Below are 24,696 nucleotides of genomic sequence, written 5' to 3' on the forward strand. Positions count from 1 at the left end.
TATTTAGTAGTAGATTGCCCGACCCATGGCGCCTTATCAGGCTAGACAACCCGGGGGCTGCAGCCCGCCGCGCCGACCAGCAGTCAGGCGCTCTGCACCCGCAGCACGCCGGTATCAATCGCCAGGTGCACCAGCTCGGTCAGGGAGCTGACGTTGAGCTTTTGCTTGAGCACGGTGAGGTTGTTGGAGACGGTCTTGCTGCTGATGCACAGGTTCTCGGCGATCTGCCGGGGCGGCACGCCGCGGGCGAGCATCACGAAGATTTCAAACTCACGCTGGGTGACGTCACGCAGGCGCGGGTCGAGGCGTTCATCGCTCCCGGCGCAGGCCAGTTGGGTGGCCAGCTCCTGCTCGATGTAGCGATGGCCCTTGAGGCAGCGGCCGACCGCTTCGAGCAGCACCTCGGGCGAGGCGTTTTTGGTGATGTAGCCGAGCGCGCCGGTGGCCAGCGCCTGACGCACCAGCGGCAGTTCATCGTGCATGCTGAAGAACAGCACGCGCAGCAGCGGCCAGCGCTGAATCAGCCGGCGCGCGGTTTCGATACCGCTGATGCCGGGCAGGCCGATATCCATCACCACCAGATCGGGCACCCGCTGCTGGGCGGCGGCGATGGCCTCTTCGCCACTCTCCACGCCGCGTACCTCGGCCTGGCCGAGCATCATCGCCAGCAGGCTGGTGTAGCCCTGGCGCACTACCGCGTGATCGTCTACCAGCAAGATGTTCATGCTGCCTGCCTCCAGGGAATGCTCAGTTCCAGTATCAACCCGCCCTGCTCTGCGCCGCGCAACTGCAACGCAGCGCCCAGACAACGAGCCCGTTCGTGCATCGAGTGCATACCGATGCCCCAATTGCTGTTCTGCGCCAGGCCGCAGCCGTCGTCTTCAATACGCACCACCAACTGATCTCCCAGGCAGCCCAACCAGATCTGCACCAACGTAGCCTTGGCGTGGCGGGCGACGTTGTTGAGCGCTTCCTGCAGCAGTCGATATAGGTGGGCGCGAGCGTCGGGCGGCAGCTCCGGCAGCTCAGTGGTCAGCAACAGGCGGCAGTCAATGCCGTGCTGCACCTGCCATTGTTCGGTCAGCTGGGCCAGTGCCTGTTCAAGCCCAAGGCGTTGCAGCACCACCGGATGCAGATCACGGACCAGGGCGCGAAAGCCCTGCTGCAGGCCATCGCAACTGCCGATCAACTGTGCGCTGAGCTGTTCGATCTGCTCGGGTGAGGCGCTGCGGCTGTGCTGCAGCATAAAGGTCTGGGCGCGAATGCCGGTGAGGTACTGGCCCAGATCGTCGTGCAGCGCGTGGGCCAGTTGCATGCGCTCATCTTCCTGCACGCTGAGCAGCCGCTCGGTCAGGTTCTGATTGCGCTGCTCGGCCTGTTGCAGCGCGCCGGCCATGCTGTTGAAGCGTTCGGCCAACTGGTTGAGTTCCGGTTGCTGACTGGCGGCCAGTCGCGTGCTGAAGCGCCCGGCGGCAACCTCATGCAAGCCGCCGAGCAGTTGCTGATAGGCGCGCTGACCGCGGCCCAGCGCCCAGTGAATCGCCAACAGCGAAACCGCCAGCGCAGCGGCAAACACCAGTAGCAGGAGCTGGACAGACTCCCAGATCTCGCCCAGCTCATCGTGCGGGTCGGGGGTGATATGCCACTGGGAGCCGTCGTTGAACGACAAGGTCAGTGGCGGGAAGCGTGCATCCACCGCCGGTTGCAGCCAGTTGACCAGCCAGCGCGGCACGTCTTCAGCGGTGGCAGCAGGCAGCGCCTCGCCCACACGGCTGATGCGCAGATGGCGCAGGCCGTCGAACTGCTGCGGGTCGGGTGAGGTAGCGCTGCGCGACAGGCCGTCAAACAGTTGCAAGGCTAAGGCGCGGCTGGCGTGCAGCTCGCGCACCAGATCCTTCTCGGCCTGCTGCAGCAACACCAGCAGCAGGCTGAGCAACACGGCGGCGAAGGCCAGCAACACACCCGTATAGAGGCGCGCCGCCAGCGGCAGGGTTTTCATCGGAGCGCTCAGCGAACGACGAAGGTGCCCTGCATGCCCTTGCTCTCATAGCCCTTGAGATAGAAGGCATAGCGACCCGGGATCAGCGGGGTAAAGAAGACCTCGGCCTCACCGGCCTCTTCAAACTCCAGCTCGTGCAGCACGGCGGGTTTGATTTCCACATCACCGGCCTCGACCTTACGCAGGTGCACGGTTTTGAAGAAGTCGGGCGCCTGGAAGGCGTATTCCTTCATGCCGGAGGAGACGATCATCAGCTGATAGGCCTTGCCGGTTTCCAGCTCGTATTCGCTCTGGCTCATGGCAAAGTCGCTTTCGTCGTTGCCCAGCACCAGGTCAGGCAGGGGTGTGGTACGACGGGTCAGGTCGCCGGCGGCGAGCAGGCGGTCAGTGCCGACCAGGCAGATCATCATGAGGCTGACGTGCAGCAGGGTGCGAGTGCGCGACATGGCGGCGGTCCTTTTTTATTGTGCTGTAGCCATGCTAAAGCCCCTGCCGCGAGCCGAAATACTACCTTGGTACCGGGCGATTGGTACTTTCTTCATATTTCCCCGCCGCGGGGCGGTTTCTATGCTGGGGCCACAACAAAAAGGAGGCCCCGATGCGCCCGCTGCTCACCCAAACTGCATTCTTTATGCTCGCCCTGTGCGCAGCTACGCTGGTGGCCGAACGCAGCCATGCCGAGCCGCTGGAGGTGCGCATCGGCTACGTGGCCTGGGCACCTGACCCCGGCCCGGTGCTGTCGAACGTGATCCCCGAGCCGACCGATTCCGGCCTGCGCGGGGCGGAACTCGCCATCGTCGACAACAACACCACCGGCCGCTTCCTCAAGCACGACTATCAACTGCTGACCGCCAGCGAGCCCGACCTGAGCGCCACGCTCGACGCCGCCCGCGCCCTGCATGCCGACGGCGTACGGCTGTTTATCGGCAACCTGCCGGCCAGCGCGCTGAGCACCCTGTCGGCCGAGTTTGGCGACAGCCTGCTGTTCAACGCCGGCAGCTACAACGATGAGCTGCGCACCAGCCAGTGCCTGCCCAATGTGCTGCACACCCTGCCCAGCCGCGCCATGCTGGCTGATGCGCTGGGCCAGTTTCTGCTCAGCCGCAAACTCAAGCGCTGGCTGCTGATCAGCGGCCCGACCGAGGAAGACCAGGCCTATGCCGCCGCGCTCAAGCGCGCCGCCCAGCGCTACGGCATGCGCATCGTCGCGGAGAAGGAATGGAGCTTTGATACCGACCTGCGCCGCGCCGCGCAGGCCGAGGTGCCACTGTTCACCCAGACCGACGAGTACGACGTGGTACTGGTGGCCGACGAGCGCGGCGACTTTGGTGAATACATCCCCTACAACACCTGGTATCCGCGCCCGGTGGCCGGCACCCAGGGGCTAACCCCGGTCGGCTGGCACAAGACCATCGAAACCTACGGTGCCGCTCAACTTCAGAAACGCTTTGAGCAGCACGCCGGGCGCTGGATGAACAGTCTGGACTTCGCCGCCTGGCTGGCCGTGCGCTCGATTGGCGCGGCGGTCACCACGCTCAACAGCACCGACGCCGACGCCATTGGCGCGCTCAGCGTCAGCGACCGGCTGCCGATGGACGGCTTCAAGGGCCGCAAGCTGAGCTACCGCACCTGGAGCGGCCAACTGCGCCAGCCGATTGCACTGGTGCAGCCACGCGCACTGGTTACGACCTCACCGCAGGACGGCTTCCTGCACCCCGGCACCGACCTGGACACCCTCGGCTACGACGAACCCGAGAGCCAGTGCCGCATCGCCGACCACCTGAACAAGAGCTGATGGAGCTGCCCATGACTATTCTGCCCTTTCGCCACGCCCTGCTGGCCGCGTTGATCACCACCGCGAGCACCACCGCTCTGGCCGAGACTGCCTACGTCTCGAACGAGAAGGACAACACCATCTCGGTGATCGACATGAACACGCTGGAGGTCACCGATACGCTGGAGGTTGGCATGCGCCCGCGCGGCATTTTGCTGTCCAGCGACAACAGCAAGCTGTTCATCTGCGCCAGCGACTCCGACACCGTGCAGATCATGGATCTGGCGACCCGTCGCATAGTGCAGGAGCTGCCGTCCGGCGCCGACCCGGAGCAATTCGCCCTGCACCCGAACGACCGCACCCTGTACATCTCCAACGAAGACGACGCGCTGGTAACCGTGGTGGACGTACCGACCGCCGAGGTACTGGCGCAGATCGACGTGGGCGTGGAGCCCGAAGGCATGGCGGTCAGCCCCGACGGCAAGTGGGCGGTCAACACCAGCGAAACCACCAACATGCTGCACTGGATCGACACCGCCACCAATGAGCTGGTCGACAACACCCTGGTTGACCAGCGCCCGCGCCACGTCGAGTTCAGCCACGACAGCAAGACCATCTGGGCCTCGGCCGAGATCGGCGGCACCGTTACCGTGCTGGATGTGGATTCGCGTGACGTGAAAAAGGTGCTGACCTTCGAGATCAAGGGCATCCACCCGGACCGCATCCAGCCGGTGGGCGTACGCCTGACCCGCGACGGCAAATACGCCTTCGTCGCCCTTGGCCCCGCCAACCACGTCGCTGTGGTCGACGCCAACACCTTCGAGGTGCTGGACTACCTGCTGGTTGGCCGCCGCGTCTGGCACATGGCGTTCAACGCCGACGAAAGCCTGCTGCTGACCACCAACGGCATCAGCGGCGACGTATCCGTGGTCAACGTCCACGACCTGGAGGTAGTGAAGTCGATCAAGGTCGGCCGCTTCCCCTGGGGCGTGGTGATTACGCCCTGATGAGCATCCGCGCGCAGGGGGTCAGCTTCGCCTATGGCGAGCGCAGCGCACTGGATCAGGTGGATTTCAGCTGTCATCCGGGCTGCCTGAACGCCCTGCTCGGGCCTAACGGTGCGGGCAAATCGACGCTGGTGGCGCTGCTCAGTCGGCTCTATGCCCTGCAGCAGGGCGACATCCTGCTGGGCGGTTTGTCGATCCGCCAGCACCCGCGCGCCGCGCTGCGCCGGCTTGGCGTGGTGTTTCAGCAGAGCACACTGGATCTGGACCTGAGCGTGCGCCAGAACCTGGCCTACCACGCCGCCCTGCACGGGCTGTCACGCCGTGAGGCGGCGCAGCGCATCGACGCCGAACTGGCCCGCCAGCAGCTCGGCGAGCGCCAGCACGAGCGAGTGCGCGCCCTCAATGGCGGCCACCGCCGCCGGGTCGAAATTGCCCGCGCCCTGCTCCATCAACCGCGCATCCTGCTACTCGATGAGGCCAGCGTGGGGCTCGATCAAGCCAGCCGCCGGGCGCTCAATCAGCACGTGCGCACGCTATGCGCAGAACAGCAACTGACCGTGATCTGGACCACCCATCTGCTCGACGAGATTCTGCCCAGCGACCCGGTGGTGATGCTCAACCGCGGCCGCGTGGTCGCCCAGGGGCTAGCCCAGCAACTAACCAACAGCGCCGAGCAAGAAAGCCTCAGCGACGCCTTCGACCGGCTCAGCCGCAGCGCCGAGGAGCCCACCCTATGAGCTTCGCCCAGTATCTGTATTGCCTGCAGGGCGTGATGCAGCGCGAATGGCTGCGCTTCTTTCAGCAGCGCTCGCGCTTCCTCAGCGCGCTGGTGCGCCCGCTACTGTGGCTGCTGGTGTTTGCCGCCGGCTTTCGCGCCGCGCTGGGGGTGTCGATCATCCCGCCGTACAGCACCTACATCACCTACGAGACCTACATCCTGCCCGGGCTGTGCTGCATGATTTTGCTGTTCAACGGCATGCAGGGCTCGCTGTCGATGGTCTACGACCGCGAGATGGGCAGCATGCGCGTGCTGCTCATGAGCCCGCTGCCACGGCCGTTTCTGCTGCTGTGCAAGCTGCTGGCCACCGCGCTGGTGTCGCTGATTCAGGTCTACGCCTTTCTCGCCATTGCCTGGTGCTTTGACATTCGCCCGCCGCTCTGGGGGCTGCTGGCCGCCGCGCCAGCCCTGCTGCTGGCGGCGCTGCTGCTGAGTTCGCTGGGTTTGCTGCTGTCCAACGGCATTCGTCAGCTGGAGAACTTCGCCGGGGTGATGAACTTCGTCATCTTCCCGCTGTTTTTCCTGTCGTCGGCGCTGTATCCGCTGTGGAAGATGCGCGAATCGAGTGAATGGCTGTACTGGCTGTGCGCGCTCAACCCGTTCACCCACGCGGTGGAGCTGGTGCGCTTCGCGCTGTATCAGCAGTTCAACCTGACCGCGCTGCTGGTGTGTCTGGGCCTGTGGCTGGTGTTCAGCCTGGCCGCCGTGCTGACCTTCAACCCGCAGCGCGCAGCGCTCAGAGGCTGAACCACCCACATCGCGCTTCTCGCTTCTTGCTGCTCGCTTTTCGCTTTTCGCTTTTCGCTTTTCGCTTTTCGCTTTTCGCTTGTGGCTTGTGGCTTGTGGCTTGTGGCTTGCCGCTTGAGGCTTGCAGCTGCCCGCCCCTCCCGGGCCGGGCCTACTACTTTAGTACCGGTTCGTTATGCCAATGTATCATTTGCAAGACGCCCCTCCGGGGGTGTAATACCACCTAATACCACCGGGCCAGCATTGCCCGGCATAACCGACTACAAAAAAAACAGGTTGCCCAAGCCATGTACAAGATACTGATAGCTGATGATCATCCGTTGTTTCGTGAGGCCATCTGCAATGTCATCAGTAGCGGATTTCCCGGCAGCGAGCTGCTGGAAACCTGCGACCTGGATAGTGCTCTGGCCATAGCCCGGGAACAGGACGACCTGGATCTGATTCTGCTGGATCTGAACATGCCCGGCATGCACGGCCTCAATGGCCTGATCACGCTGCGCAACGAATCGCCATCGATCCCCGTGGTCATTGTCTCCGCCGAGGAAGACAAGCAAGTGGTGCTGCAGGCCATCACCTACGGCGCGGTCGGCTTTATCACCAAATCCTCACCGCGCGCGCAGATGACCGAAGCGATCGAGCAGATCCTCGACGGAAACGTCTATCTGCCCTCCGACATCATCCGCGCCAACCACACCATCACCCGCCGCAACCCCGAGGAATACCCCATCTCCCCCGAGCTGCTCTACGCCCTCACCCGCAAGCAACTGCTGGTGCTCGAGCGCATGGCCAAGGGCGAGTCCAACAAACAGATCGCCTACCACCTGGATATCGCCGAAACCACGGTCAAAGCCCACGTATCCGCGATTCTGCGCAAGCTGAATGTGCATAATCGGGTGCAGGCGATCTTGTCGGCGAGTGATGTGGATTTCAGTGCCTATTTGCGGCGCTAAGGTCAGTCCTCGACGATGTGCGCAAACGACAGGGCAAGAAAGTCCAGCATGCCGCGTACCGAAGGCAACAACCCCCGGCGCGACGGAAAGACCGCGTGAATCATCTCATCCTTGGGTGCCCACTGGGGTAGCGCACGCACTAGCCGGCCCGACGCAAGGTCTTCGCGCACAACCAGCAACGGCAATTGCACTACACCCACACCACGCAACGCTGCCTCCCGCAGGGCGAGCATATCCGTGGTGATATAACGGGGCTCGTGGAGTATCACCGCCTTGGCGCCGTCCGGCCCGTACAACTCCCATTCAGCCACCTGGCCGCTGGTGCCCAACATCATGCTGGGCATGCCTTCAAGCTCGGATGGCACAGCAGGGTAACCCAGTGCCGACACCAGACCAGGGCTGACGACCAGACATTGCCCACGGCTGCTGAACGTACGTAGCGCCAGGTCACTGTCCTGCAAGGGCAGTGGCCGTACCCGAATCGCCAGGTCGACGCCCTCTGCCACCACATCCACCCGGCGGTTGGTTGCCTCAAGGCACACCTCTACCTTGGGGTGCGCCGCCATAAATTCCGCGACCATCCTGCCAACATGCACGTGCAACAACGCCACCGGGCAGGTCATGCGAATCACCCCGCAGGGTTCGGCCCGACTGGAATCAACAGCTTCCTGCGCCGCCTGGGCCTCAACCAGCATGGCCTTGCAGTGTTCAAAATACACTCGCCCAATCTCGGTGAGCGAAAACTGGCGCGTTGAGCGGTGCAATAACCTGACCCCCAGATACGATTCCAGCCCGGCGATCCGCCGACTCAAACGAGACTTGGGAATACCTAGCGCACGCCCCGCCGGGGCAAAGCCCTTGTGCTCTACTACCTGAACAAAAAAGTACATATCGTTCAAATCATGCATAAGTTCGTTCCATAAATAGGACTCTGCAAACCATATAAGCACACTACTGAACACCGGCAACCCGTCTTATCGTTAATAACAACGAAACAACGACTGACTTGGAGCCTCCCGATGAAACGTATTACTGGTGTGTTCAGCGCCCCGCACGGCCACTGGGTAGGAAATGGTTTCCCGGTGCGCTCACTCTTCTCCTACAACACGCACGGCGCCAAGCTGAGCCCGTTCCTACTGCTTGATTACGCCGGCCCGAGCGAGTTTTCGCCTACCACCGAAGCACGAGGGGTGGGTCAGCACCCGCACCGCGGTTTTGAAACGGTCACCATCGTTTATCAGGGCGAGGTAGCCCACCAGGATTCCACTGGCCAGGGCGGCGTGATTGGTCCGGGCGACGTGCAATGGATGACCGCTGGCGCGGGCATCCTGCACGAAGAGTTCCACTCACCTGAGTTCAGCAGCACCGGCGGCACGCTGGAAATGGTGCAGCTGTGGGTCAACCTGCCGGCGCGAGCCAAGATGACCGCGCCGGGGTATCAGGCAATCCTCTCGGCAGACATTCCGAGTGTGCCGCTGGCCAACAATGCCGGGCAGGTACGCGTCATTGCTGGCGAGCTGGATGCGGCGAAAGGCCCCGCACAGACACACAGCGCCATGCACGTCTGGGACCTGAGCCTGAACGCCGACAGCTATACCGCTTGGCAACAGCCAGAGGGGTGGACCACGGCGCTGGTCGTGCTGAGCGGCCAGATAAGCGTCAACGGCAACACCACCGTGGCGCCCAGCCAGATGGCGACCCTGGCGCGCGAGGGCAGCGACTTTTCGATCGTCGCCAACAGTGACGCTCGCGTGTTGCTGCTGGCCGGTGAGCCGTTGGATGAGCCCGTGGTCGGCTACGGCCCCTTTGTCATGAATAGCCAGCAGGAAATCGTGCAGGCCATTCAGGATTTCAACAGCGGCAGGTTTGGCCAAATGGCCACCTGAGCTGTCTGGTAGCCGAGCATTTCGGCTACCGCCAACGGGTGCCTGGCACCCTCATAACTCCATAGGAGAAAGCAATGACCAAACCCTACGTGCGTCTCGACAAAAACAACGCTGCCGTGCTGCTGGTAGACCACCAGACCGGCCTCCTGTCACTGGTACGCGACATCGACCCGGACCGGTTTAAAAACAATGTCCTGGCCGTCGCCGACATCGCCGAGTATTTCAACCTGCCGACCATCCTCACCACCAGCTTTGAAACCGGCCCCAACGGCCCGCTGGTACCCGAGCTGAAAGAGAAATTCCCCGATGCGCCCTACATTGCGCGCCCGGGTCAGATCAACGCCTGGGATAACGAAGATTTCGTCAAAGCCGTCAAAGCCACCGGCAAAAAGCAGTTGATCATCGCCGGGGTTGTCACTGAGGTCTGCGTCGCCTTCCCGACCCTGTCCGCCATCGAAGAAGGGTTTGAGGTGTTCGTCGTTACCGATGCCTCCGGCACCTTCAACGAACTGACCCGCCACTCCGCCTGGGATCGCATGTCCCAGGCAGGCGCCCAGCTGATGACCTGGTTTGGTCTGGCTGGCGAGCTGCACCGCGACTGGCGCAACGACATCGAGGGTCTGGGCGCGCTGTTCTCCAACCATATCCCCGACTACCGCAACCTCATGACCAGCTACAGCAAGTTGACCGACGACAAGTAACGCACCTGGCGCCCGCCAGCAACAACAGGAGCACGGCGCACCAGCCCGTGCTCCGACACCTGAGCGGGAGCATGGAAACACCGAGCCGGCCCGCAGCACAGTCCAGCGCGGCCGGCTGTCGCGTGGCAACGCGACGACGCTTCTGGAGACCAACCATGAGTAAAACTCGCACCAACCAGGCCGTGTCGATCGGCCCGGATTACGCGCAGCGCATTAGCATGGGGCGCCACAGCCTGCTGGCTGACGAACCCGCCAGTCTGGGCGGTCAGGATGCCGGCCCTGCCCCCTTTGATCTGTACCTCGCGGCGCTTTCCTCGTGCACAGTCATCACCCTGCAAATGTATGCCAAGCGCAAGGGCTGGGACCTGGGGAATGTGAGTGCAGACCTGGCGCTGACCTTCACCGACGACGGTCAACCGCAGGTGCACCGTACCCTGCGCACCAGCACAGCACTCACTGAGGCTCAGTCGCAAAAGCTGCTTGAAATTGCCGCCAAGACGCCGGTTACGCGAGCGCTGGGTCAGGGCGCTGCCATTACCAGCAGCCTCGCCCATCACTAATCAGGAGAAGCACCCCATGCCCCGCATACTGGCGCTGTCCGGCAGCCTGCGAGCCGGTTCCTACAACACCCAGCTGGCACGTCTGGCCAGCACGCTGGCGCCGCCGGGAACCACCGTCGACGTTGCCACCCTGCACGGCATCCCCCTCTACGACGCGGACCTGGAAGAACACAGCGGCATTCCTGCCGCAGTAGAACAACTCAAACAGCAGATTCTCGCCTGCGACGGCCTGCTGCTGGTTACCCCTGAATACAACAACGGCATTCCCGGTGTGATGAAAAACGGCATCGACTGGCTGAGCCGGGCTGACCGCACTGCCATCTTCAGCGACCGCCCGGTTTGCGTGATCGGCGCAACCCCCGGTGGCTGGGGCACGCTGTCGGCGCAAAGCGCCTGGCTACCGACCCTGCGCATGCTGGGTACCCGCGAGTACCACGGACACAAGGTGCTGCTGTCACATGCCGCCTCGGTATTCAGCGACGGCGCGCCCAAAGACGAGACGCTGGAGCGCACGCTAGCTGAGCTGCTGACTGGTTTCAGTGACTATATTGTGCAGCAAACACGCTAAGGAGACCGCCATGAGCAACCAAGACACCCAGCTGGAATATGACTGCAGCTACGCCCAAGGCTGCAGCGCGGTCGAGCTGCTGATCACCCCCAAACTACGTGACCTGGGCGGTTTTTCGGTTCGCCGGGTATTGCCGTCCAGCCAGCGGCGCGCCGTTGGTCCCTGGGTATTCTTCGATCACATGGGGCCGGCCGTCTTTGCCGCCGGCACCGGTATCAACGTGCGCCCTCATCCGCATATCAACCTGGCCACCGTCAGCTACCTGTTCGAGGGCGAAATACTGCACCGGGATTCGCTCGGCACCCTGCAGCCCATCCAACCCGGCGACATCAACTTGATGGTGGCGGGCACGGGCATCGTCCATTCAGAGCGCGAGCGCCCCGAGGTCACTGCGCTCGAGCACCGCCTGCATGGCCTGCAGCTCTGGCTGGCACTACCGGAGAAAGACGAAGAGACAGCACCGGCGTTTTATCACTACCCCGGCAGCGAGATTCCGGCAACCCAGGTGGACGGTGTGCCCGTGCGGGTACTCATGGGACAGGCCTTTGGCGTCAGTTCACCGGTCAAGACCTTTGCCACCACCCTGTACGCCGAAGCGCGTCTGCAAGCCGGCCAGCAGTTGACGCTGCCCGATGCCGAGGAGCTGGCGGTGTACGTTTTGTCAGGCGAGGTCGCCGTCGGTGACACCCGGGTTCCGGCGCACAGCATGGCCGTGCTGTCAGCTGCTCGTCCGCATCCGATCCAGGCACATAGCGACAGCATCATCGCGCTAGTCGGCGGCGAGCGCTTGAGTGAGCGGCATATGGAGTGGAACTTCATTTCCAGCCGACCAGAACGCATTGAGCAGGCCAAGGCAGACTGGGCAGCCGGCCGGTTCGCGCAGGTGCCGGGGGATACAGAGGAGTTTATTCCGTTGCCCGAGTGAGCCCTGTGACTCAGGCGCCCAGCGCCAACAAATGACTCATCGCCGTTTTCAGCTTCATCGGCTTCACCGGCTTGTGCAGCATCACATGCCCCAGCTCGCGCACCTGCAACTTCAACGCGTTGCTGTAGTTGGCGGTGATCAGCAGCACGGGCAGCGGTGAGCTGCGGCGAGCGTTGATGCGTTGGACAACGTCGACGCCGTTGACGTCGTTGTCGAGGTGGTAGTCGGCGATCAGCAAGTCGGCCTGAGCGTGGAAGTTGTCGACCTGGGCGGCGAGATCTTCCTCCGACAACGCGGTGATGACGTTGCAGCCCCAGCCTTCCAGCAGCGTGCGCATGCCAGCGCAAATAGCGGCGTCGTTATCCAGCACCCAGACGGTGGAGCCGGGTAGCCGCTCGCCGATGCGGGCGGTGACGGGCTCGTCCTGTACCACGGTCGGTTGCAGGCAACCGAAGGGAACGTCCACGCTGAACACCGAGCCGCGACCTTCAACCGAGCGCACCCGGATGCGGTGGCCGAGCATACGGGCAATCTTGTCGACGATGGCAAGCCCCAGACCCAGCCCGCGGTCGCGGGTGTTGGCGCTGGGGTTGACCCGTTTGAACTCCTGAAAGATCTCCTGCAGCTTGTCTTCCGGGATACCCATGCCGGTATCCCACACCTCAATGCGCAGACCGTGGGCATGGCGACGACAGCCGAACAGGATGCGCCCGGAGGGCGTGTAGCGGATGGCGTTGGTCAGGAAGTTGCGCAGGATACGCAGCAGCAGCTGGGCGTCGCTGCGCACCACCGCGCCGCAGGGCACAAAGCTTAGCTGCAGCCCTTCGCTGGCGGCGAGCTGGCGGTATTCGTTTGCCAGGTTGTCGAGCAGGCTGTCGAGGCAGAAGGCGTTGATGTCGGGTTTGATGACCCCGGCGTCCAGCTTGGAGATATCAACCAGCGTGCCAAGCAGGTTTTCGACGTCTTCCAGCGAGTGGCTGACCTGCCGCACCAGGGAGGCACCGCCCTCCGGCACTGGCTGCTCCAGCAGCGCGCCGGTGAACAACCGCGCGGCGTTGAGCGGCTGCAGCAGATCGTGGCTGACGGCAGCGAGAAACTTGGTCTTCGACAGGTTGGCCTGCTCGGCCTCGCGCTTGGCTTCGCGCAGGCGGGCTTCGGCCTCGGCGCGTTCGCGGATCTCCTGACGCATCTGGCTGTTTACTTCGGTCAGCTCTTGGGTGCGCTCACGCACACGCTGCTCCAGATGTTGGTAGGCCTGATGCAATGCCTCTGAGGTACGCCGCCGCTCGGTGATGTCGCGGATCATCACAAAGATACCGACCACTTCGCCCTCACTGCCCCGATTCGGCACGTAAGAGCGCAGCAGGTAGCGCTGCTGGCCGTCCAGATTGGGTTCGGCAAACTCGAAGCTGACGCTTTCGCCGTTGAAGGCGCGGGCGATGTACGGCTCCAGGCGGGCGTACTGCTCGGCGCTGTGCACGCGGTGCAGGCTGTGACCGAGGATTTCACCGCGCGCCCAACCGTACCAGTCTTCATACACCTTGTTGGTGAACTGGTAAGTCAGGTCGGCACCGACGTAGGCGATCAGCGCGGGCACATGGTCGGTAATCAGCCGCACCCAGCGCTCGCTGTCTTCCAGCGCGCGGGCATAGAGGTCGCGCTCGGTGATGTCGGTAAAGGTATTGACGAAGCCGCCGGTGGGCATGGGGTGGGTGCGCACCTCCAGCACCCGGCCGTTACCCAGATGCTGCTCACAGGTCAGCACCGGCGCGCCCTGTTCGTTGCGACTGTAGGGCGTGAACAGCTCCAGCTCGCTGTCTTCCATCACCTCGTCGAACGGGCGGTGGGCTTCAATCGGTGCCAGCCCGGCCAGCTCCAGAAAGCGGCCATTCCAGACTTCCAGCGCGCCTTCGTCATTTACCACCGCCACGCCCTGCGACAGGCTGTCGACGGTGCGCTGCAGCAGGCGGGTTTTCAACTCCAGCGCCTTCTCCCGCCGCGCCTTTTCGGACTGCTTGAGGTCGGTGATGTCGGTGTACATGATCACCAGCCCGCCTTCGCGGGTCGGCCGTTCACTGACCTGCATCCAGCGCTGATCGCGCAGCTGGTGCAACTGGTGGCCGTCGGCAGCGGCATCGGTATCGACGACCAGCCCGGCGCGCAGCGCCATGCGCTTGACCTCGCCGAGCGACGTGCCTTCGGTGATGCGCACGCCGGTGCCCTGCCAGAAGGCGGCGAAGCGGCGATTGTAGAGCACGATCCGCTTGTGCTCGTCGAACAACACAAAGGCGTCGGGCACGCTCTCAATCGCATCAATCAGGTAATGATGTGCCTTCTCGGCCCGGGCGCGGGCATCGCTCAGCAGGCGGTTGCTGGCTTGCAACTCGGCCATGGTGTCGTTCAGCGCCTGGGTGCGTTCGCGCACCTGCTCGGCCAGTTCCACCGAGTGTTGAAACGCGGCGTAGCTTTCGGTGCGCTGGCTGGAGCTGGATTCGACCCGCTCGATCAGCGCCGCGTTGATGCGTTTGAGTTTGCTGTTTTCCGCCCGCAGGGCAATCAGCTCGGCCAGCAGGTCCGGGTCGTGCAGCGGCAACTCAACGCGGGAACGCAAAGGCCACCCCGGTGAAGGTCTGGTTGATGTGCATGCCGTTGAACTGCTCGCCATAGGTGTTGAAGCCGATCACCCGGTTGGCGGCGAGAAACGCGGACATGCGCCCATCTTCACCACGCAATTCGGACTCCATACGGCGCAGAAAGCAATCGCAACCGAGGATCAGCACCGGTTCGCCCAGTCGCTGGCGCAGTTGCTGGAGGCGCAGTCGCAGATTTGGCATCAGCTCACCGGGTGTCATTGCCGTGAGCACGATGCCGGTATCCACCGCGCAGTAGAAGGTCAGGCTGCGATCCGGGTTGACCCGCTGGATGGAACGCACATAGAACTGGTCGCGAATACGCACCGCCAGCGCATCGAGGGCGAAGTGCTTGCCGCTCAGTTCATCCACCGGCACGCCAACCAGCCGGGCGTATTCCTCGGCGGCGGGTTCAGCGTTCAGCTCCAGCACGGTGCGGGTGCTGCTATCGGCGTCAGTCACCACCAGCTTGCGCTCGGTGGGTTTGAGGTGGTGGGTGGTGAACACCTCAAAGTCCAGCCAGGTGTTGACCATCACCACCACCGCCGCACCGGTAAGAAAGCGGCCCTGATAGTAGACGTGGGTGTGGCTCAGGTGGTTGTCATCCCCGGCTGAGCCGCCGAAATGCGGAATGCTGCCGAGCGCGGCACTGAGGGTGTTGAGCACCAGCTCTTCGCGGCTGGACAGGCCGTCCAGCAAGGTCAGGGCAAAGGTGTGATCCTTGACCGGTGCCAGATTGACCTGCCGACAGTGGCCTAGCATGCGCTCCACCGCCTGCTGCGCCTCGACCAGACTGAAGCTGTCGAGCGCGCGGATCAGCGTGCAGTCGACCGCAAAGGTACGCAAGTCCAGCCCGACCGCGCTGATGCAGCCGCGACCGTAACCCTCTGCGCTGATTTCCCCTGCGGTAGTACAGCCCAGCAGCATCACGCCGCCAAAGTGCTGTTCCAGCGCGGTCGCCAGCTTGTCGAGCGGGTATTCCGCCGAGCAGAAAAACAGCACGCAGCCCAGATGCGGGTGCAGTAACTGACGCGCCAGATCCTGCGCCGCAGCGTCCGGGTCGGTGGCCTCGGTCATGGCGGTGCGAAAGCAGTCGTCGAGCGGCTGGGTGCTGGGGTCGGGCATACCGGGAATCGGGTTCATGCCAACAATTCTAGAGAGCAGGCAAGGTCCGCCAACATGCTACTTCAGTACTGGATTGGTAGGTCTTGGGGACAACGCGGGGCGGGGCTGGTGTGCGGTGGAGAACGCTGCGCGATTCTCCACCCTACATGGGTGAGGTGTTCGTTTGGAGGCCGACGGAGAAGCCTGCGGCGTTCTCCATCCTACATGGGTGAGGTGCTCGTTTGGAGGCCGACGGAGAAGCCTGCGGCGTTCTCCATCCTACATGGGTGAGGTGCTCGTTTGGAGGCTGACGGAGAAGCCTTCGGCGTTCTCCATCCTACATGGGTGAGGTGTGGGGCTGGTGCCGGCCGTAGGGTGGAGAATCGCGCAGCGTTCTCCACCATGAGTGGCCCGCCGCAGCCCTGTGGCCGAGTTGAAACTAAGCCTTCCGATAAACAAAAACCCCCGCCTGCATGCGCAAACGGGGGCAGATACCGGCAGACGCGCTTACCAGCTCAGGGCAACACCCAAAGCCACCGAATCCGTCTCTTCGATGGTCAGGTTGTTGGTGCGATCTTCGATCTCGAACTGGTTGTACTCGGCCACCAGCGTCAGATGCTCGTTGATGCTGTGGAACAGGCCGATGGCCCGGGTTTCGTAATCGGCGGCAATGCCCAGGCCGTTGCCGTCGTCCTCGGTCTTGCCGTAAGACAGCGCCAGGCGGGTCTTGCCGCCAAAGGTGTAGGAGCCCTGCATCAGGTAGCCAGTGCTATCAATCTCACGCAGTATCGCTTCGCCGGCGTTGTTGGTGAAGAAGGGGTTGATGCCTTCGGCGTCAAAACCAGATGCAACCAGCGACAGCGCACCCATCTTTGCCTGCACACCGTAACCAACCCCCTCGGAGGTCACATCGTCTACAGCATTATCGGTGTTCTTGGAGGTCTGATAACCGGCGTTGAGCCAGCTGTAGATCTCAGCGCCAGCCAGATCAAACTGGTAGGTGATTTCGGTTTCAAAACGCGGCGCGTCCTGGTAGTTCTTGCCGGCAACCCTGTCGTCGTTGGCATCGACCGGGTCCATGATGCCGGCGGCGATGCGCAGGCCACCCATGACCGGCGAGCGGTAGGTAATCTGAGCGGTCGGGAACGGGTACGGGTAGCCGCTGCCGATATTGCCGAAGGATACGCCACCGCCGTCAACCAGGCCCAGGGTGTCGCTTACCTGACCGTAACCGGCCAGCATTTCGTCGAGCAGGATGTTGGAGCGGGCGAACAGGCCAAAGTCCTTACCGACCAGCACTTCACCCCAGTCTCCGCCGATGGTGCCGTAGAACTGACGGACGTCGATGGCGGTTGCGGTGCCGTTGGTTTCGCTGTCGTTGATGGTGACCCAGAAGGACGAGCGCGCGCCAAGGGTCAGGTCACCCATGTCCTTGCCCATGTTGAAGCCGATGTAGTTCGGCAAAAAGCCCATCTTGACGCGGGCCTGATCGCGGTCCAGATCGTCGTTGATGTTGTCGGTGTCGGTCTGGACGTAGAAGGCGTTGACGTAGCCGTCAGCGGAGAAGGTGGTGCCGTCTTCGTCGTACAGGGTGATGGCGGCGGATGCCGGGGCGCTCAGCAGCGCGAGGGCGATAGGGGTCAGCAGGGTGCAGGCAATCTTGTTCTTGTACATGGTGCTCTCCGATGTAATCAGTGACTGAAGCGTCACGCCGATTATCAGAAAGCCCCCTGCCCGCCCCCATTAGCCATGAGCGGCGGTTGCATTGCCCTTTGGTGTCTGCGACCAAGCGATGAGAAGCCTCGCCGCCGGCAGGTTGTATTTACAACCTACCGAGGTAGTAGAAAACACCCGGTTTCAGTCCGCGCCCGCCTGCCGACTCAGCAAACGCCAGCGTGCGCTGTGCGGCAGGCGGCTGACAAAGGCGCTCCAGTGCGCGGCAGTCAGGTCAAGCAACGCCTGCTGTTCGGCGGCCAGCTGGTCTTCGCGCTGCCAGAGGCAATCTTCCCAATGCGCCTCAAAGCCCTGCTGCGGGTGCTGGCGCTGCTGCTCAAGCAATTGCGCCAGATGCACAGCCTGACTCTGCAGTTGATCGGCAGACAGCCTGCCCAGCCCCTGCAGGCTCTGGTCGAGAAAGACATCGACCGCCGACTCGATGCAGCGGTGCGAACGGTCCGGCGATTGCACCAACAGCAGCAGACCGGGGCGCCCGGCGCGGCGATGCAGCCGTGCCACCACCCAGTAGCCGAGCTGCTGACGGGTGCGCAGCTCGGCGAAGAACGGATCGGCCAGCCGGTGGTGCAGTAGACGCCAGCAGGCCGCTGCCTGCAGGCTGTCGTCTTCGGCCGGCAGGTACAGCAGTTGCGCTCGGTCGGTGTGCTTGCTGCTGACTTCGCTGACCTGCAGTTGCCCCGGTTGCAACTGCGACAACGGGCAACGCCAAACAAAGGGCTGCAGCAGGCTCGGACAGAGATTGAGCAGCAGCTTGGCAAGCTGCGAGCCCTCGCCCTCCGACCAGCCGTCAGGCTTGAGCCAAAGGATCTGCGCCTGCGCGCATAGCCCCTGCCAAAGCGCCAGCGGATCACGCAACCGCAGTGCGCGGTTTGCACACTCCTGCTCCAGCGTCTGCAGCAGGCGCCAGGCGGGTAAGGCATCCTGCTCGTCCTGCAGCCACCGGCGACTGCGACGTTCAATCAACGCCAGCTGACTGGCTGCCGGTGGTGCCTGCAGCTGACTCAGCAACTCGCGTACAAAGCTCGGCAACAGACGTTGCGGGCCACTGACATCCAGCACCACTTGGCCCGGCGCCAGTGACCATTGCAGACGCACCCCAACCCGCGCGCCCCATTGCTCCAACGCCTCGCTCTGCAGCGACCAGCAAGCCTGCAGCCAACGGCGCTCGGCCAGCGTGGCGGCCTTGTCTGTCCAGCACCAGGCCAGCCGAGTGCGCAGCGCACCACTCGACGGGGCAAAGCGATGCAAGCGCAGTCCCGGCGCGACCGATGACCAGCGCAGCCCTTTTGGTGCCTCGGCCAGCGGACCAAGGCAGGGTCCCAGACGGCCGGCCAGATTGGCGGTGGGAGCGGGGCTAGACCGCAACGCGCGGGCCTGCCAACGGGTGCTGGTATGCGCACATAGCTCGCCGCCGAGCAGGCGTGGCAGGCGCTGCAACAGCAGGCGATTGCTCGGCGCCAGCTGGCTGAGCAGTTGCTGCCAGTCGGCCAAGCCGAGGGTCGGCAACGCAACGCCGGGCACATCCAGTACCTGTTCGGCGGGCAGCGTCAGCAGCCGCTCGGCGTAGCGGCGGCAGCTGTCGAGCAGGTCGCCCTGCGGGCCGAGATCAAAGGCGGTCTGCGCCAGTGCCCGGCGCGCCGCCTGCGGCCATTCGGCCGGGTCCCTGCTGCGCATCGCCTGCACCCAGCCGTCGAGCCCGGCCAGCACCTGTTCAGGTTCGGCGTGAGCGCTGTGCAATTCAAGACGCAGCAGCGCCTGACCGCCCACATCAGCCTCCAGCGAGGCATGCAGCTCGTCGAGCAGACCTCGCTCTCGCAGATAACCCAGCGCCCCGGCGGGCGACGGGCTGTTCAGCCATTCGCCCAGCCAATGCGCCGCAGCACCGTGCACATCGCATTCACGCAACGGGTACAACAACACCGTCTGCGCCTGACTGCTGCGACCTTGCCAGTCAACCTGACGCGGCAACTGGCCTGGCGCAAACAGCGGCAGAGCGAAAGGCTCGGGCGCGCGGCCGGCCAGCAACTGGTCGGCACTGTCCTGCGCCAGCGCAAGCAGCTGCTCGGGCGATTGCGGCCCGTGCAGCACCAGCGCCATGCTGCCGGCGCGGTAATGAATCGCGTGCCATTGGCTCAGCCGCTCGGACAACGCAGCGGCGTCCCCGGCCAGCGTCTGGGCGTTGCCGGCGGTAAAGCGGCTGAGCGGATGTTCTGGCTGCACCTGGGTAGCGAGCACCGCCTGGGCGTGGATGTCGTCGTCGGCCAGCCGGGTCTGAAACTCGGCGTCGATGACGCGCCGTTCCTGCTCAACCTGCTGGGGTGCAAACAGCGGCGCAGCCAGCATGTCGGTCAACTGCGCGAGACAGGGCTGCAGCCCCTGCGGGCTGACCGAGCAGAAAAAGCGAGTGGCATAAGGCGCGGTGCTGGCGTTGAAGCGCCCACCCCACTCCGCTACCCGGGCCGGAAACGAGCCTGGCGCAGGCCAGCGCTGCGAGCCCATAAACAGCATATGTTCAAGCAGGTGTGCCAGCCCCGGCAGATCATCGGGTTCGGCATGGCTGCCGGCGGCAACCTGATAAACCGCCGTCGCCTGGCTGGCGTGGACGTCGTGAATCAGCAGACAGAACAGGCCGTTACCGGCGCGGTACAGCTGGTAATCGCGCTGGTCGGCAGGCAGGGAGGCAAGAGGTATCGGGTGCACGGCGGATCACGCAGAGTTGAAGCCAGTGCTCAGGTTAACGCAGCCAGCAGTGGCTCCCGACAAACCGATACCAAAGTAGTAGGCTGCTGCGACAGACGGTGAAAAGCCGGAGATAGAGCCTCCGACTGGCAGGAGAAGAGAGTGCGCCGAGGCGCACTCTCGACTGTTTAGCGCTGGCTGACTACTGCGCTGCTTGGCAGCTTGAAGGTCCACAGGGTGCCGCCCTGGGTGAAGTTCTTCACCCGCTCGGCAACGTGGCCACCCCACAGCGGTACTGCACCACCCCAACCGGACATGACGGAGACATACTGCTCGCCGTCCATCTCCCAGGTGACCGGCGAGCCGATCACACCCGAGCCCGTGTTGAACTGCCACAGTTTCTCACCGTTACGCGAGTCAAACGCCATCAGGTAGCCTTCCGGGTTGCCGGTGAACACCAGGTTACCCTGGGTGCTCAGCACGCCGCCCCACAGCGGAGCCTCGTTCTGGTAGCGCCAGATTTCCTCACCGGTTTTCGGGTCCATCGCGCGCAGCACGCCGATGTATTCCTCGTTCAGCGGCTTGATGGTGAAGCCAGCACCCAGGTAGGCAGCGCCTTTCTTGTAGGTGGTGGATTCGTTCCAGATGTCCATACCCCACTCGTTCGACGGCACGTAGAACAGGCCGGTGTTCTGGGCATAGGACATCGGCATCCAGTTCTTGCCGCCAAGGAAGGCCGGGGCGGTGAAGACCTGACGGCCGGCGTCGCCGGATTCGGTCGGTGCGCCCGGACGGTAGTCATCGGCGTAGATGGGACGGCCATTTTCATCCAGGCCGGTTGCCCAGGTGATCTTGTCGACAAATGGGAAGCCGCGAATGAAATCACCGTTGGTGCGGTCCAGCACGTAGAAGAAGCCGTTACGGTCGGCAGTACCGGCCGCTTTCACTTCCTTGCCGCCTTCTTCGTAGTTGAAGGAGATCAGCTCGTTCACACCGTCGAAGTCCCAGCCGTCATGCGGGGTGGTCTGGAAGTGCCAGACGATCTGACCGTTATCGGGGTTCAGCGCCAGACGCGAAGACGAGTACAGGTTGTCGCCGGGGCGCAGGTGTGAGTTCCACGGAGCCGGGTTACCGGTGCCGAAGAACAGCAGGTTGGTTTCCGGATCGTAGTAGCCGCCCAGCCACGGCGCACCGCCACCGGTCTTCCACAGGTCACCCGGCCAGGACTGGTTGGCTTCGCCGCCGGAGATACCAGCCTCGACCGCCTTGCCGTCTTCGTAGGTGTAACCCATGTGGCCTTCGATGGTCGGACGGGTCCACAGCAGTTCGCCGTTGGAGGGGTTGTAGGCTTCGATCTTGCCGACGACGCCGAATTCGCCACCGGATACCCCAGTGATCAGCTTGCCGTCAATCACCAGCGGCGCCGCAGTGATCGAGTAACCGGCCTGGTAGTCCGCGACGGTCTTGCGCCAGACCACCTTGCCGGTGTCCTTGTCCAGGGCAACCAGCTTGGCGTCCAGGGTGCCGAAGATCACCAGGTTGTCCCACAGGGCAACGCCGCGGTTGATCACGTCACAGCACGGCATGATGCCGTCGGGCAGACGGGCGTCGTATTGCCACAGCTTGGCACCGGTGCGGGCGTCCACCGCAAAAACCCGCGAGTAGGAGCCGGTGATATACATCACACCGTCCTTGATCATCGGCTGGGACTGCTGACCACGCTGTTTTTCGCCACCCAGCGAGAAAGCCCAGACCGGCTGCAGGCTGCTGACGTTGTCGGTGTTAAGCATATCCAGGGTGCTGAAACGCTGACCCTGCAGACCCATGCCGTTGGTGACCACCTGGCTGTTGTTGGTGGCGTCGGCACGGATATCGTCGTTGGTGACATTGGCTGAAGCCACGCCGGCGACGCTCATGGCGGCAACCAGCGTGGTCAACAGAAAGGAAGAGCGGGCATGTTTGGTCATTGCTGCTACCTCTGAGATGTTGTTGTATTGGCGCAGTCGGGTTGCGTCGAGCGATACTTGGCAGCGCTCGACACGTCCCACACGATGAAACGGGAAAATTTCCTGCTTCTGGCCACGATTCTTGGCTCAGAGCCCAATACCAACAATTGCTCGCAGGGGTGATTTCCTTACTCCCTTGGTAGCAGTACCCGCCCGCCTCAGAACACGAAACGCGCGCCAACCGTAAGGTTGCGACCCGGCAGCAGCACCTCATCCTTGATGAACGAACTGTGCTGACGCGCCTTCTCGTTGAGCAGGTTGTTGCCGCGCAGGTAGAGCAACAGATCGCTTTCGCCTACCTGACCACGCCAGTTCAAACCCGCACCCAGCAGGGTGTAGTCACCGGTCTCGGTCTCGTAGTCCGCGATATTGTCCTGGCGCATCACCTGACTGGCTTCCAGCTGCGCAGACACTGCCCCGCTCAGGCGCTGATCCAGCCGCACGCCAACCCGATCAGCCGGAATGCGCGGCAGATCACCACCATCCTTGAGACGGCCACGCACACTGTCGCCAAACAGGGTCAGCCCGGTCGCGGCAGTCGCCTGCCAGCTCACGCTGCCTTCCAGCCCCTGCAGCACGGCATCTGCCTGACGGTATTCGACAACGCGGTAGTCCGCACCCGGATCGGCTCCGGTATCAGCCGCATAGATAAAATCATCGACTTCATTGCGGTACACGCTGACATCAAAGGTGACCGCGCCACGGGTGCGCCGCAGACCCAGCTCAGCGTTGATCGCAGTCTCCTGATCCAAATCAGGATCACCAAGCTCAACAGTGCGCGTAGCCGCGTGCGGACCGTTGGCGTACAGCTCTTCGGCGGTCGGCAAACGTTGCGAGCGCGACAGCGAGCCGTACAGCGCCAGATCCGGCTGGAACTGCCAGGTCGCGCCGAGCGACAGCGAGGTGCCACGATGGTCGGCTTCGTCGCTACCGTCCTTCACCTCGACCGACTGCCACTCCTGACGCAGACCGACCTCATACAGCCAGTCGCCCGCCTCATAGCTTTCCAGCAGGAACAGCGCGCGGTTGTGAGTCAGCGTGGCCGGCACATACGCCTCCTCCCCTTCCGCGGCAAAATCACGGCGGGTCAGCTGGGTGCCGATCACCCCGCGCCAGCCAGCGATCGGGGCATGGGTCACTTCCAGACGGCCGTCGGTACCGCGATTGGTAAAGCGGGTGCCGACTTCATCGCCTTCCATCTCCAGATGGCGGTAGTCGGTGTCAGCCACCCGCAGGCGCACGCGCTCGACGCCGGCAAACGGATTCTGATATTCGCCACGCAGATCCCAGCGGCGCTGTTCCATATCGATCCAGGCATCGGCGTGTTCATCGTCGTCGTGGCCGTGACCATGCCCATGACCACCGCAATGCCAGTCCGGGCCGTGGGTGTGGCAGTCGGCGTGCTCATGCGCCAGCAGACCGTATTCGCGATCCTGGCGGCTGTAGGCCAGCCCCAGATAGCCCTGCTCTCCGATCCAGCTCAACCCCAGCGAGCCGGTATCGGTATCGTTGTAGGCGCCTTCCTGACGGGACGGATGGCCCGGGATGCGGTAGGGATCAGCCTCACTCTTGCCGCCTTCGATACGCATCGCAACGGCACCGGTGCCGAGGGTCAATCCGGCAGAGCCAGCGCGCTCATCGGCGACCGTGTTAGCCCGCAGATCAATTTCGCCTTCATAACCGCGCTCCGGCACATAGGTCGGCACCCGGCGATCAATCAGGTTCACCACCCCGCCAATAGCCCCGCCACCGTACAGTAGCGTGGCCGGGCCCTTGAGCACTTCAACTCGCTCGATCAACGCGGTATCGGCGCTGATCGCGTGGTCAGGGCTGATGGTCGAAGCATCCAGCACATCGGCGCCGTCGCTCAGCACCCGCACCCGCGCCCCATCCAGCCCGCGAATCACCGGCCGGCTGCTGCCCGGGCCAAACCCCGCAGCACGCACACCCGGCAGCGACTCCAGACTATCCGCCAGCCCGGTCTCACGCAGCGCAAACCACTCCTCGCCCTGCAGCACCGCCGCCGGCTGAATCATTTGCTCAGGCGTCTGATTCAACGCACTGGCACTGACCGTCAACGCCGGCAACTCCATCGGCGCATCCGCCGCCTGCACAGAAGAGACACCAGCGGCCACCGCCGCCATCGCCAGAGTCAAAGGCGTCTTACTTAAAAACATGGCTGCTCCCTTTCGATTTGGTATTGGCAACGGCGTGCCAGACACGCCGCGGGAGCATACTATATTTGTTATAACGTAACAGTAAAAGCAAAAAACGTTGCCTGAATGTAAATCGGTGATTGAACCACCGGCCGCAGAGCGGCCGAGCAGTCCGGTACCGACACAGAGCGTAGTTACCATCGAAACAGTGGAACCAAACATGCAGCGCGCACGGCCCCAATTCCCGTTTACGCGGGCGAGTAGCGCAGGGCTGACGGGAAAAAGAGGCGCAGCATGTCTGAGGAGCGGAGCGACGAGTTCTGCCGCTACCTAGCCGGCCACCCCCGCCCAACCGAGCAACGCAGCGAACCCGAAGGGCCGCGTAGTCGGGTGCCCGGGGGAATCGCTAAGGGGGCCGGGCAAGCGCCCCCCCCTTGGCTCGCCGACGAAGGCGAAAAGCAAACCACCCAGCTGCACGATAACGAGCAATGA

21 protein-coding genes are annotated in these 24,696 nt (G+C 63.4%); 11 read left to right on the top strand and 10 right to left on the bottom strand.

From position 1 onward, the window contains the following. Positions 1 to 83: 83 nt before the first annotated feature. Genes HV822_RS03520 through HV822_RS03530 form a run of 3 tightly spaced genes read right to left on the bottom strand, consistent with a single transcriptional unit; the run spans position 84 to position 2,445 of the window. The gene (locus HV822_RS03520; protein ID WP_238872355.1) at positions 84 to 725 is read right to left on the bottom strand and encodes a response regulator; all 642 of its coding nucleotides are present in this window, start codon (positions 723 to 725) and stop codon (positions 84 to 86) included. After that, positions 722 to 1,999 carry a sensor histidine kinase gene (locus HV822_RS03525; protein ID WP_238872357.1) on the bottom strand — a complete coding sequence of 426 codons (1,278 nt, stop codon included), beginning with the start codon at positions 1,997 to 1,999 and terminating at the stop codon, positions 722 to 724. The genes HV822_RS03520 and HV822_RS03525 overlap by 4 nt, the downstream gene beginning before the upstream one ends. Before the next feature lie 8 nt (positions 2,000 to 2,007). Further along, positions 2,008 to 2,445, bottom strand: a complete 438-nt coding sequence (locus tag HV822_RS03530) for a cupredoxin domain-containing protein (RefSeq protein WP_238872358.1) — start codon at positions 2,443 to 2,445, stop codon at positions 2,008 to 2,010. A gap of 152 nt (positions 2,446 to 2,597) precedes the next feature. Between HV822_RS03530 and HV822_RS03535 the strand changes: the two genes are divergently transcribed. From HV822_RS03535 to HV822_RS03555, 5 genes are all read left to right on the top strand, one after another. After that, on the top strand, positions 2,598 to 3,794 hold the full coding sequence (locus HV822_RS03535) for an ABC transporter substrate-binding protein (RefSeq protein ID WP_238872360.1): 1,197 nt from the start codon (positions 2,598 to 2,600) through the stop codon (positions 3,792 to 3,794). 11 nt (positions 3,795 to 3,805) lie between these two features. Then, positions 3,806 to 4,780, top strand: a complete 975-nt coding sequence (locus HV822_RS03540; RefSeq protein ID WP_238872362.1) for a YVTN family beta-propeller repeat protein — start codon at positions 3,806 to 3,808, stop codon at positions 4,778 to 4,780. After that, complete coding sequence (locus HV822_RS03545; protein ID WP_238872364.1) at positions 4,780 to 5,517, top strand: ABC transporter ATP-binding protein; 738 nt, start codon at positions 4,780 to 4,782, stop codon at positions 5,515 to 5,517. Before HV822_RS03540 ends, HV822_RS03545 begins: the two co-directional genes overlap by 1 nt. Further along, positions 5,514 to 6,305 (top strand): ABC transporter permease, encoded by a 792-nt coding sequence (locus HV822_RS03550; RefSeq protein ID WP_238872366.1) that lies wholly within the window; start codon positions 5,514 to 5,516, stop codon positions 6,303 to 6,305. Before HV822_RS03545 ends, HV822_RS03550 begins: the two co-directional genes overlap by 4 nt. 287 nt (positions 6,306 to 6,592) lie before the next feature. After that, on the top strand, positions 6,593 to 7,255 hold the full coding sequence (locus HV822_RS03555; protein ID WP_083724638.1) for a response regulator transcription factor: 663 nt from the start codon (positions 6,593 to 6,595) through the stop codon (positions 7,253 to 7,255). Between the two features lie 2 nt (positions 7,256 to 7,257). On the opposite strand, the gene HV822_RS03560 is transcribed toward HV822_RS03555, so the two are convergent. Further along, a complete protein-coding gene (locus HV822_RS03560) occupies positions 7,258 to 8,163 on the bottom strand; it encodes a LysR family transcriptional regulator (protein WP_238872368.1) in 906 nt (301 codons plus the stop codon). Between the two features lie 111 nt (positions 8,164 to 8,274). Between HV822_RS03560 and HV822_RS03565 the strand changes: the two genes are divergently transcribed. The 5 genes from HV822_RS03565 (at position 8,275) to HV822_RS03585 (ending at position 11,895) form a co-directional block, all read left to right on the top strand. Then, positions 8,275 to 9,141 carry a pirin family protein gene (locus HV822_RS03565; RefSeq protein ID WP_238872370.1) on the top strand — a complete coding sequence of 289 codons (867 nt, stop codon included), beginning with the start codon at positions 8,275 to 8,277 and terminating at the stop codon, positions 9,139 to 9,141. 74 nt (positions 9,142 to 9,215) lie between these two features. Further along, positions 9,216 to 9,842: an isochorismate family cysteine hydrolase YcaC gene (ycaC, locus tag HV822_RS03570; RefSeq protein WP_238872371.1), complete on the top strand. Its 627-nt coding sequence runs from the start codon at positions 9,216 to 9,218 to the stop codon at positions 9,840 to 9,842. Between the two features lie 155 nt (positions 9,843 to 9,997). Beyond that, positions 9,998 to 10,402, top strand: coding sequence for an OsmC family protein (locus HV822_RS03575; RefSeq protein WP_238872373.1), 405 nt, complete (start codon positions 9,998 to 10,000; stop codon positions 10,400 to 10,402). A 16-nt stretch (positions 10,403 to 10,418) separates the two neighbouring features. Next, positions 10,419 to 10,970 (top strand): NADPH-dependent FMN reductase, encoded by a 552-nt coding sequence (locus HV822_RS03580; RefSeq protein ID WP_238872374.1) that lies wholly within the window; start codon positions 10,419 to 10,421, stop codon positions 10,968 to 10,970. Between the two features lie 10 nt (positions 10,971 to 10,980). Continuing rightward, positions 10,981 to 11,895 carry a pirin family protein gene (locus tag HV822_RS03585; RefSeq protein WP_238872375.1) on the top strand — a complete coding sequence of 305 codons (915 nt, stop codon included), beginning with the start codon at positions 10,981 to 10,983 and terminating at the stop codon, positions 11,893 to 11,895. 10 nt (positions 11,896 to 11,905) lie between these two features. Here the strand turns inward: HV822_RS03585 and HV822_RS03590 are convergent, their stop codons facing one another. The 6 genes from HV822_RS03590 to HV822_RS03615 form a co-directional block, all read right to left on the bottom strand. Beyond that, the gene (locus tag HV822_RS03590; RefSeq protein ID WP_238872376.1) at positions 11,906 to 14,560 is read right to left on the bottom strand and encodes a hybrid sensor histidine kinase/response regulator; all 2,655 of its coding nucleotides are present in this window, start codon (positions 14,558 to 14,560) and stop codon (positions 11,906 to 11,908) included. Continuing rightward, positions 14,490 to 15,650 (bottom strand): nitric oxide-sensing protein NosP, encoded by a 1,161-nt coding sequence (gene nosP, locus HV822_RS03595; protein WP_318035917.1) that lies wholly within the window; start codon positions 15,648 to 15,650, stop codon positions 14,490 to 14,492. Before nosP ends, HV822_RS03590 begins: the two co-directional genes overlap by 71 nt. Positions 15,651 to 16,136: 486 nt before the next feature. Further along, the gene (locus tag HV822_RS03600; RefSeq protein WP_238872377.1) at positions 16,137 to 17,303 is read right to left on the bottom strand and encodes a porin; all 1,167 of its coding nucleotides are present in this window, start codon (positions 17,301 to 17,303) and stop codon (positions 16,137 to 16,139) included. Positions 17,304 to 17,486: 183 nt separating this feature from the next. Continuing rightward, the gene (locus HV822_RS03605) at positions 17,487 to 20,063 is read right to left on the bottom strand and encodes an insulinase family protein (RefSeq protein ID WP_238872379.1); all 2,577 of its coding nucleotides are present in this window, start codon (positions 20,061 to 20,063) and stop codon (positions 17,487 to 17,489) included. A 167-nt stretch (positions 20,064 to 20,230) separates the two neighbouring features. Beyond that, entirely contained in the window at positions 20,231 to 22,009 is a 1,779-nt protein-coding gene (locus tag HV822_RS03610; RefSeq protein ID WP_238872380.1) for a PQQ-dependent methanol/ethanol family dehydrogenase, read from the bottom strand. A gap of 197 nt (positions 22,010 to 22,206) precedes the next feature. Further along, positions 22,207 to 24,225 (bottom strand): TonB-dependent receptor, encoded by a 2,019-nt coding sequence (locus HV822_RS03615; RefSeq protein WP_238872382.1) that lies wholly within the window; start codon positions 24,223 to 24,225, stop codon positions 22,207 to 22,209. 273 nt (positions 24,226 to 24,498) lie between these two features. Between HV822_RS03615 and HV822_RS03620 the strand changes: the two genes are divergently transcribed. Then, a complete protein-coding gene (locus HV822_RS03620) occupies positions 24,499 to 24,696 on the top strand; it encodes a hypothetical protein (protein ID WP_238872384.1) in 198 nt (65 codons plus the stop codon).

This window comes from Halopseudomonas maritima, assembly GCF_021545785.1.
GTDB classification, from domain to species: Bacteria; Pseudomonadota; Gammaproteobacteria; order Pseudomonadales; family Pseudomonadaceae; genus Halopseudomonas; species Halopseudomonas maritima.

Bases quoted from the DNA above. Each gene is read 5' to 3' on its own strand.
- HV822_RS03520 (WP_238872355.1), bottom strand. From the start codon at position 725: ATGAACATCTTGCTGGTAGACGATCACGCGGTAGTGCGCCAGGGCTAC.
- HV822_RS03525 (WP_238872357.1), bottom strand. From the start codon at position 1,999: ATGAAAACCCTGCCGCTGGCGGCGCGCCTCTATACGGGTGTGTTGCTG.
- HV822_RS03530 (WP_238872358.1), bottom strand. From the start codon at position 2,445: ATGTCGCGCACTCGCACCCTGCTGCACGTCAGCCTCATGATGATCTGC.
- HV822_RS03535 (WP_238872360.1), top strand. From the start codon at position 2,598: ATGCGCCCGCTGCTCACCCAAACTGCATTCTTTATGCTCGCCCTGTGC.
- HV822_RS03540 (WP_238872362.1), top strand. From the start codon at position 3,806: ATGACTATTCTGCCCTTTCGCCACGCCCTGCTGGCCGCGTTGATCACC.
- HV822_RS03545 (WP_238872364.1), top strand. From the start codon at position 4,780: ATGAGCATCCGCGCGCAGGGGGTCAGCTTCGCCTATGGCGAGCGCAGC.
- HV822_RS03550 (WP_238872366.1), top strand. From the start codon at position 5,514: ATGAGCTTCGCCCAGTATCTGTATTGCCTGCAGGGCGTGATGCAGCGC.
- HV822_RS03555 (WP_083724638.1), top strand. From the start codon at position 6,593: ATGTACAAGATACTGATAGCTGATGATCATCCGTTGTTTCGTGAGGCC.
- HV822_RS03560 (WP_238872368.1), bottom strand. From the start codon at position 8,163: ATGCATGATTTGAACGATATGTACTTTTTTGTTCAGGTAGTAGAGCAC.
- HV822_RS03565 (WP_238872370.1), top strand. From the start codon at position 8,275: ATGAAACGTATTACTGGTGTGTTCAGCGCCCCGCACGGCCACTGGGTA.
- ycaC (WP_238872371.1), top strand. From the start codon at position 9,216: ATGACCAAACCCTACGTGCGTCTCGACAAAAACAACGCTGCCGTGCTG.
- HV822_RS03575 (WP_238872373.1), top strand. From the start codon at position 9,998: ATGAGTAAAACTCGCACCAACCAGGCCGTGTCGATCGGCCCGGATTAC.
- HV822_RS03580 (WP_238872374.1), top strand. From the start codon at position 10,419: ATGCCCCGCATACTGGCGCTGTCCGGCAGCCTGCGAGCCGGTTCCTAC.
- HV822_RS03585 (WP_238872375.1), top strand. From the start codon at position 10,981: ATGAGCAACCAAGACACCCAGCTGGAATATGACTGCAGCTACGCCCAA.
- HV822_RS03590 (WP_238872376.1), bottom strand. From the start codon at position 14,560: ATGGCGAGCAGTTCAACGGCATGCACATCAACCAGACCTTCACCGGGG.
- nosP (WP_318035917.1), bottom strand. From the start codon at position 15,650: ATGCCCGACCCCAGCACCCAGCCGCTCGACGACTGCTTTCGCACCGCC.
- HV822_RS03600 (WP_238872377.1), bottom strand. From the start codon at position 17,303: ATGTACAAGAACAAGATTGCCTGCACCCTGCTGACCCCTATCGCCCTC.
- HV822_RS03610 (WP_238872380.1), bottom strand. From the start codon at position 22,009: ATGACCAAACATGCCCGCTCTTCCTTTCTGTTGACCACGCTGGTTGCC.
- HV822_RS03615 (WP_238872382.1), bottom strand. From the start codon at position 24,225: ATGTTTTTAAGTAAGACGCCTTTGACTCTGGCGATGGCGGCGGTGGCC.
- HV822_RS03620 (WP_238872384.1), top strand. From the start codon at position 24,499: ATGTCTGAGGAGCGGAGCGACGAGTTCTGCCGCTACCTAGCCGGCCAC.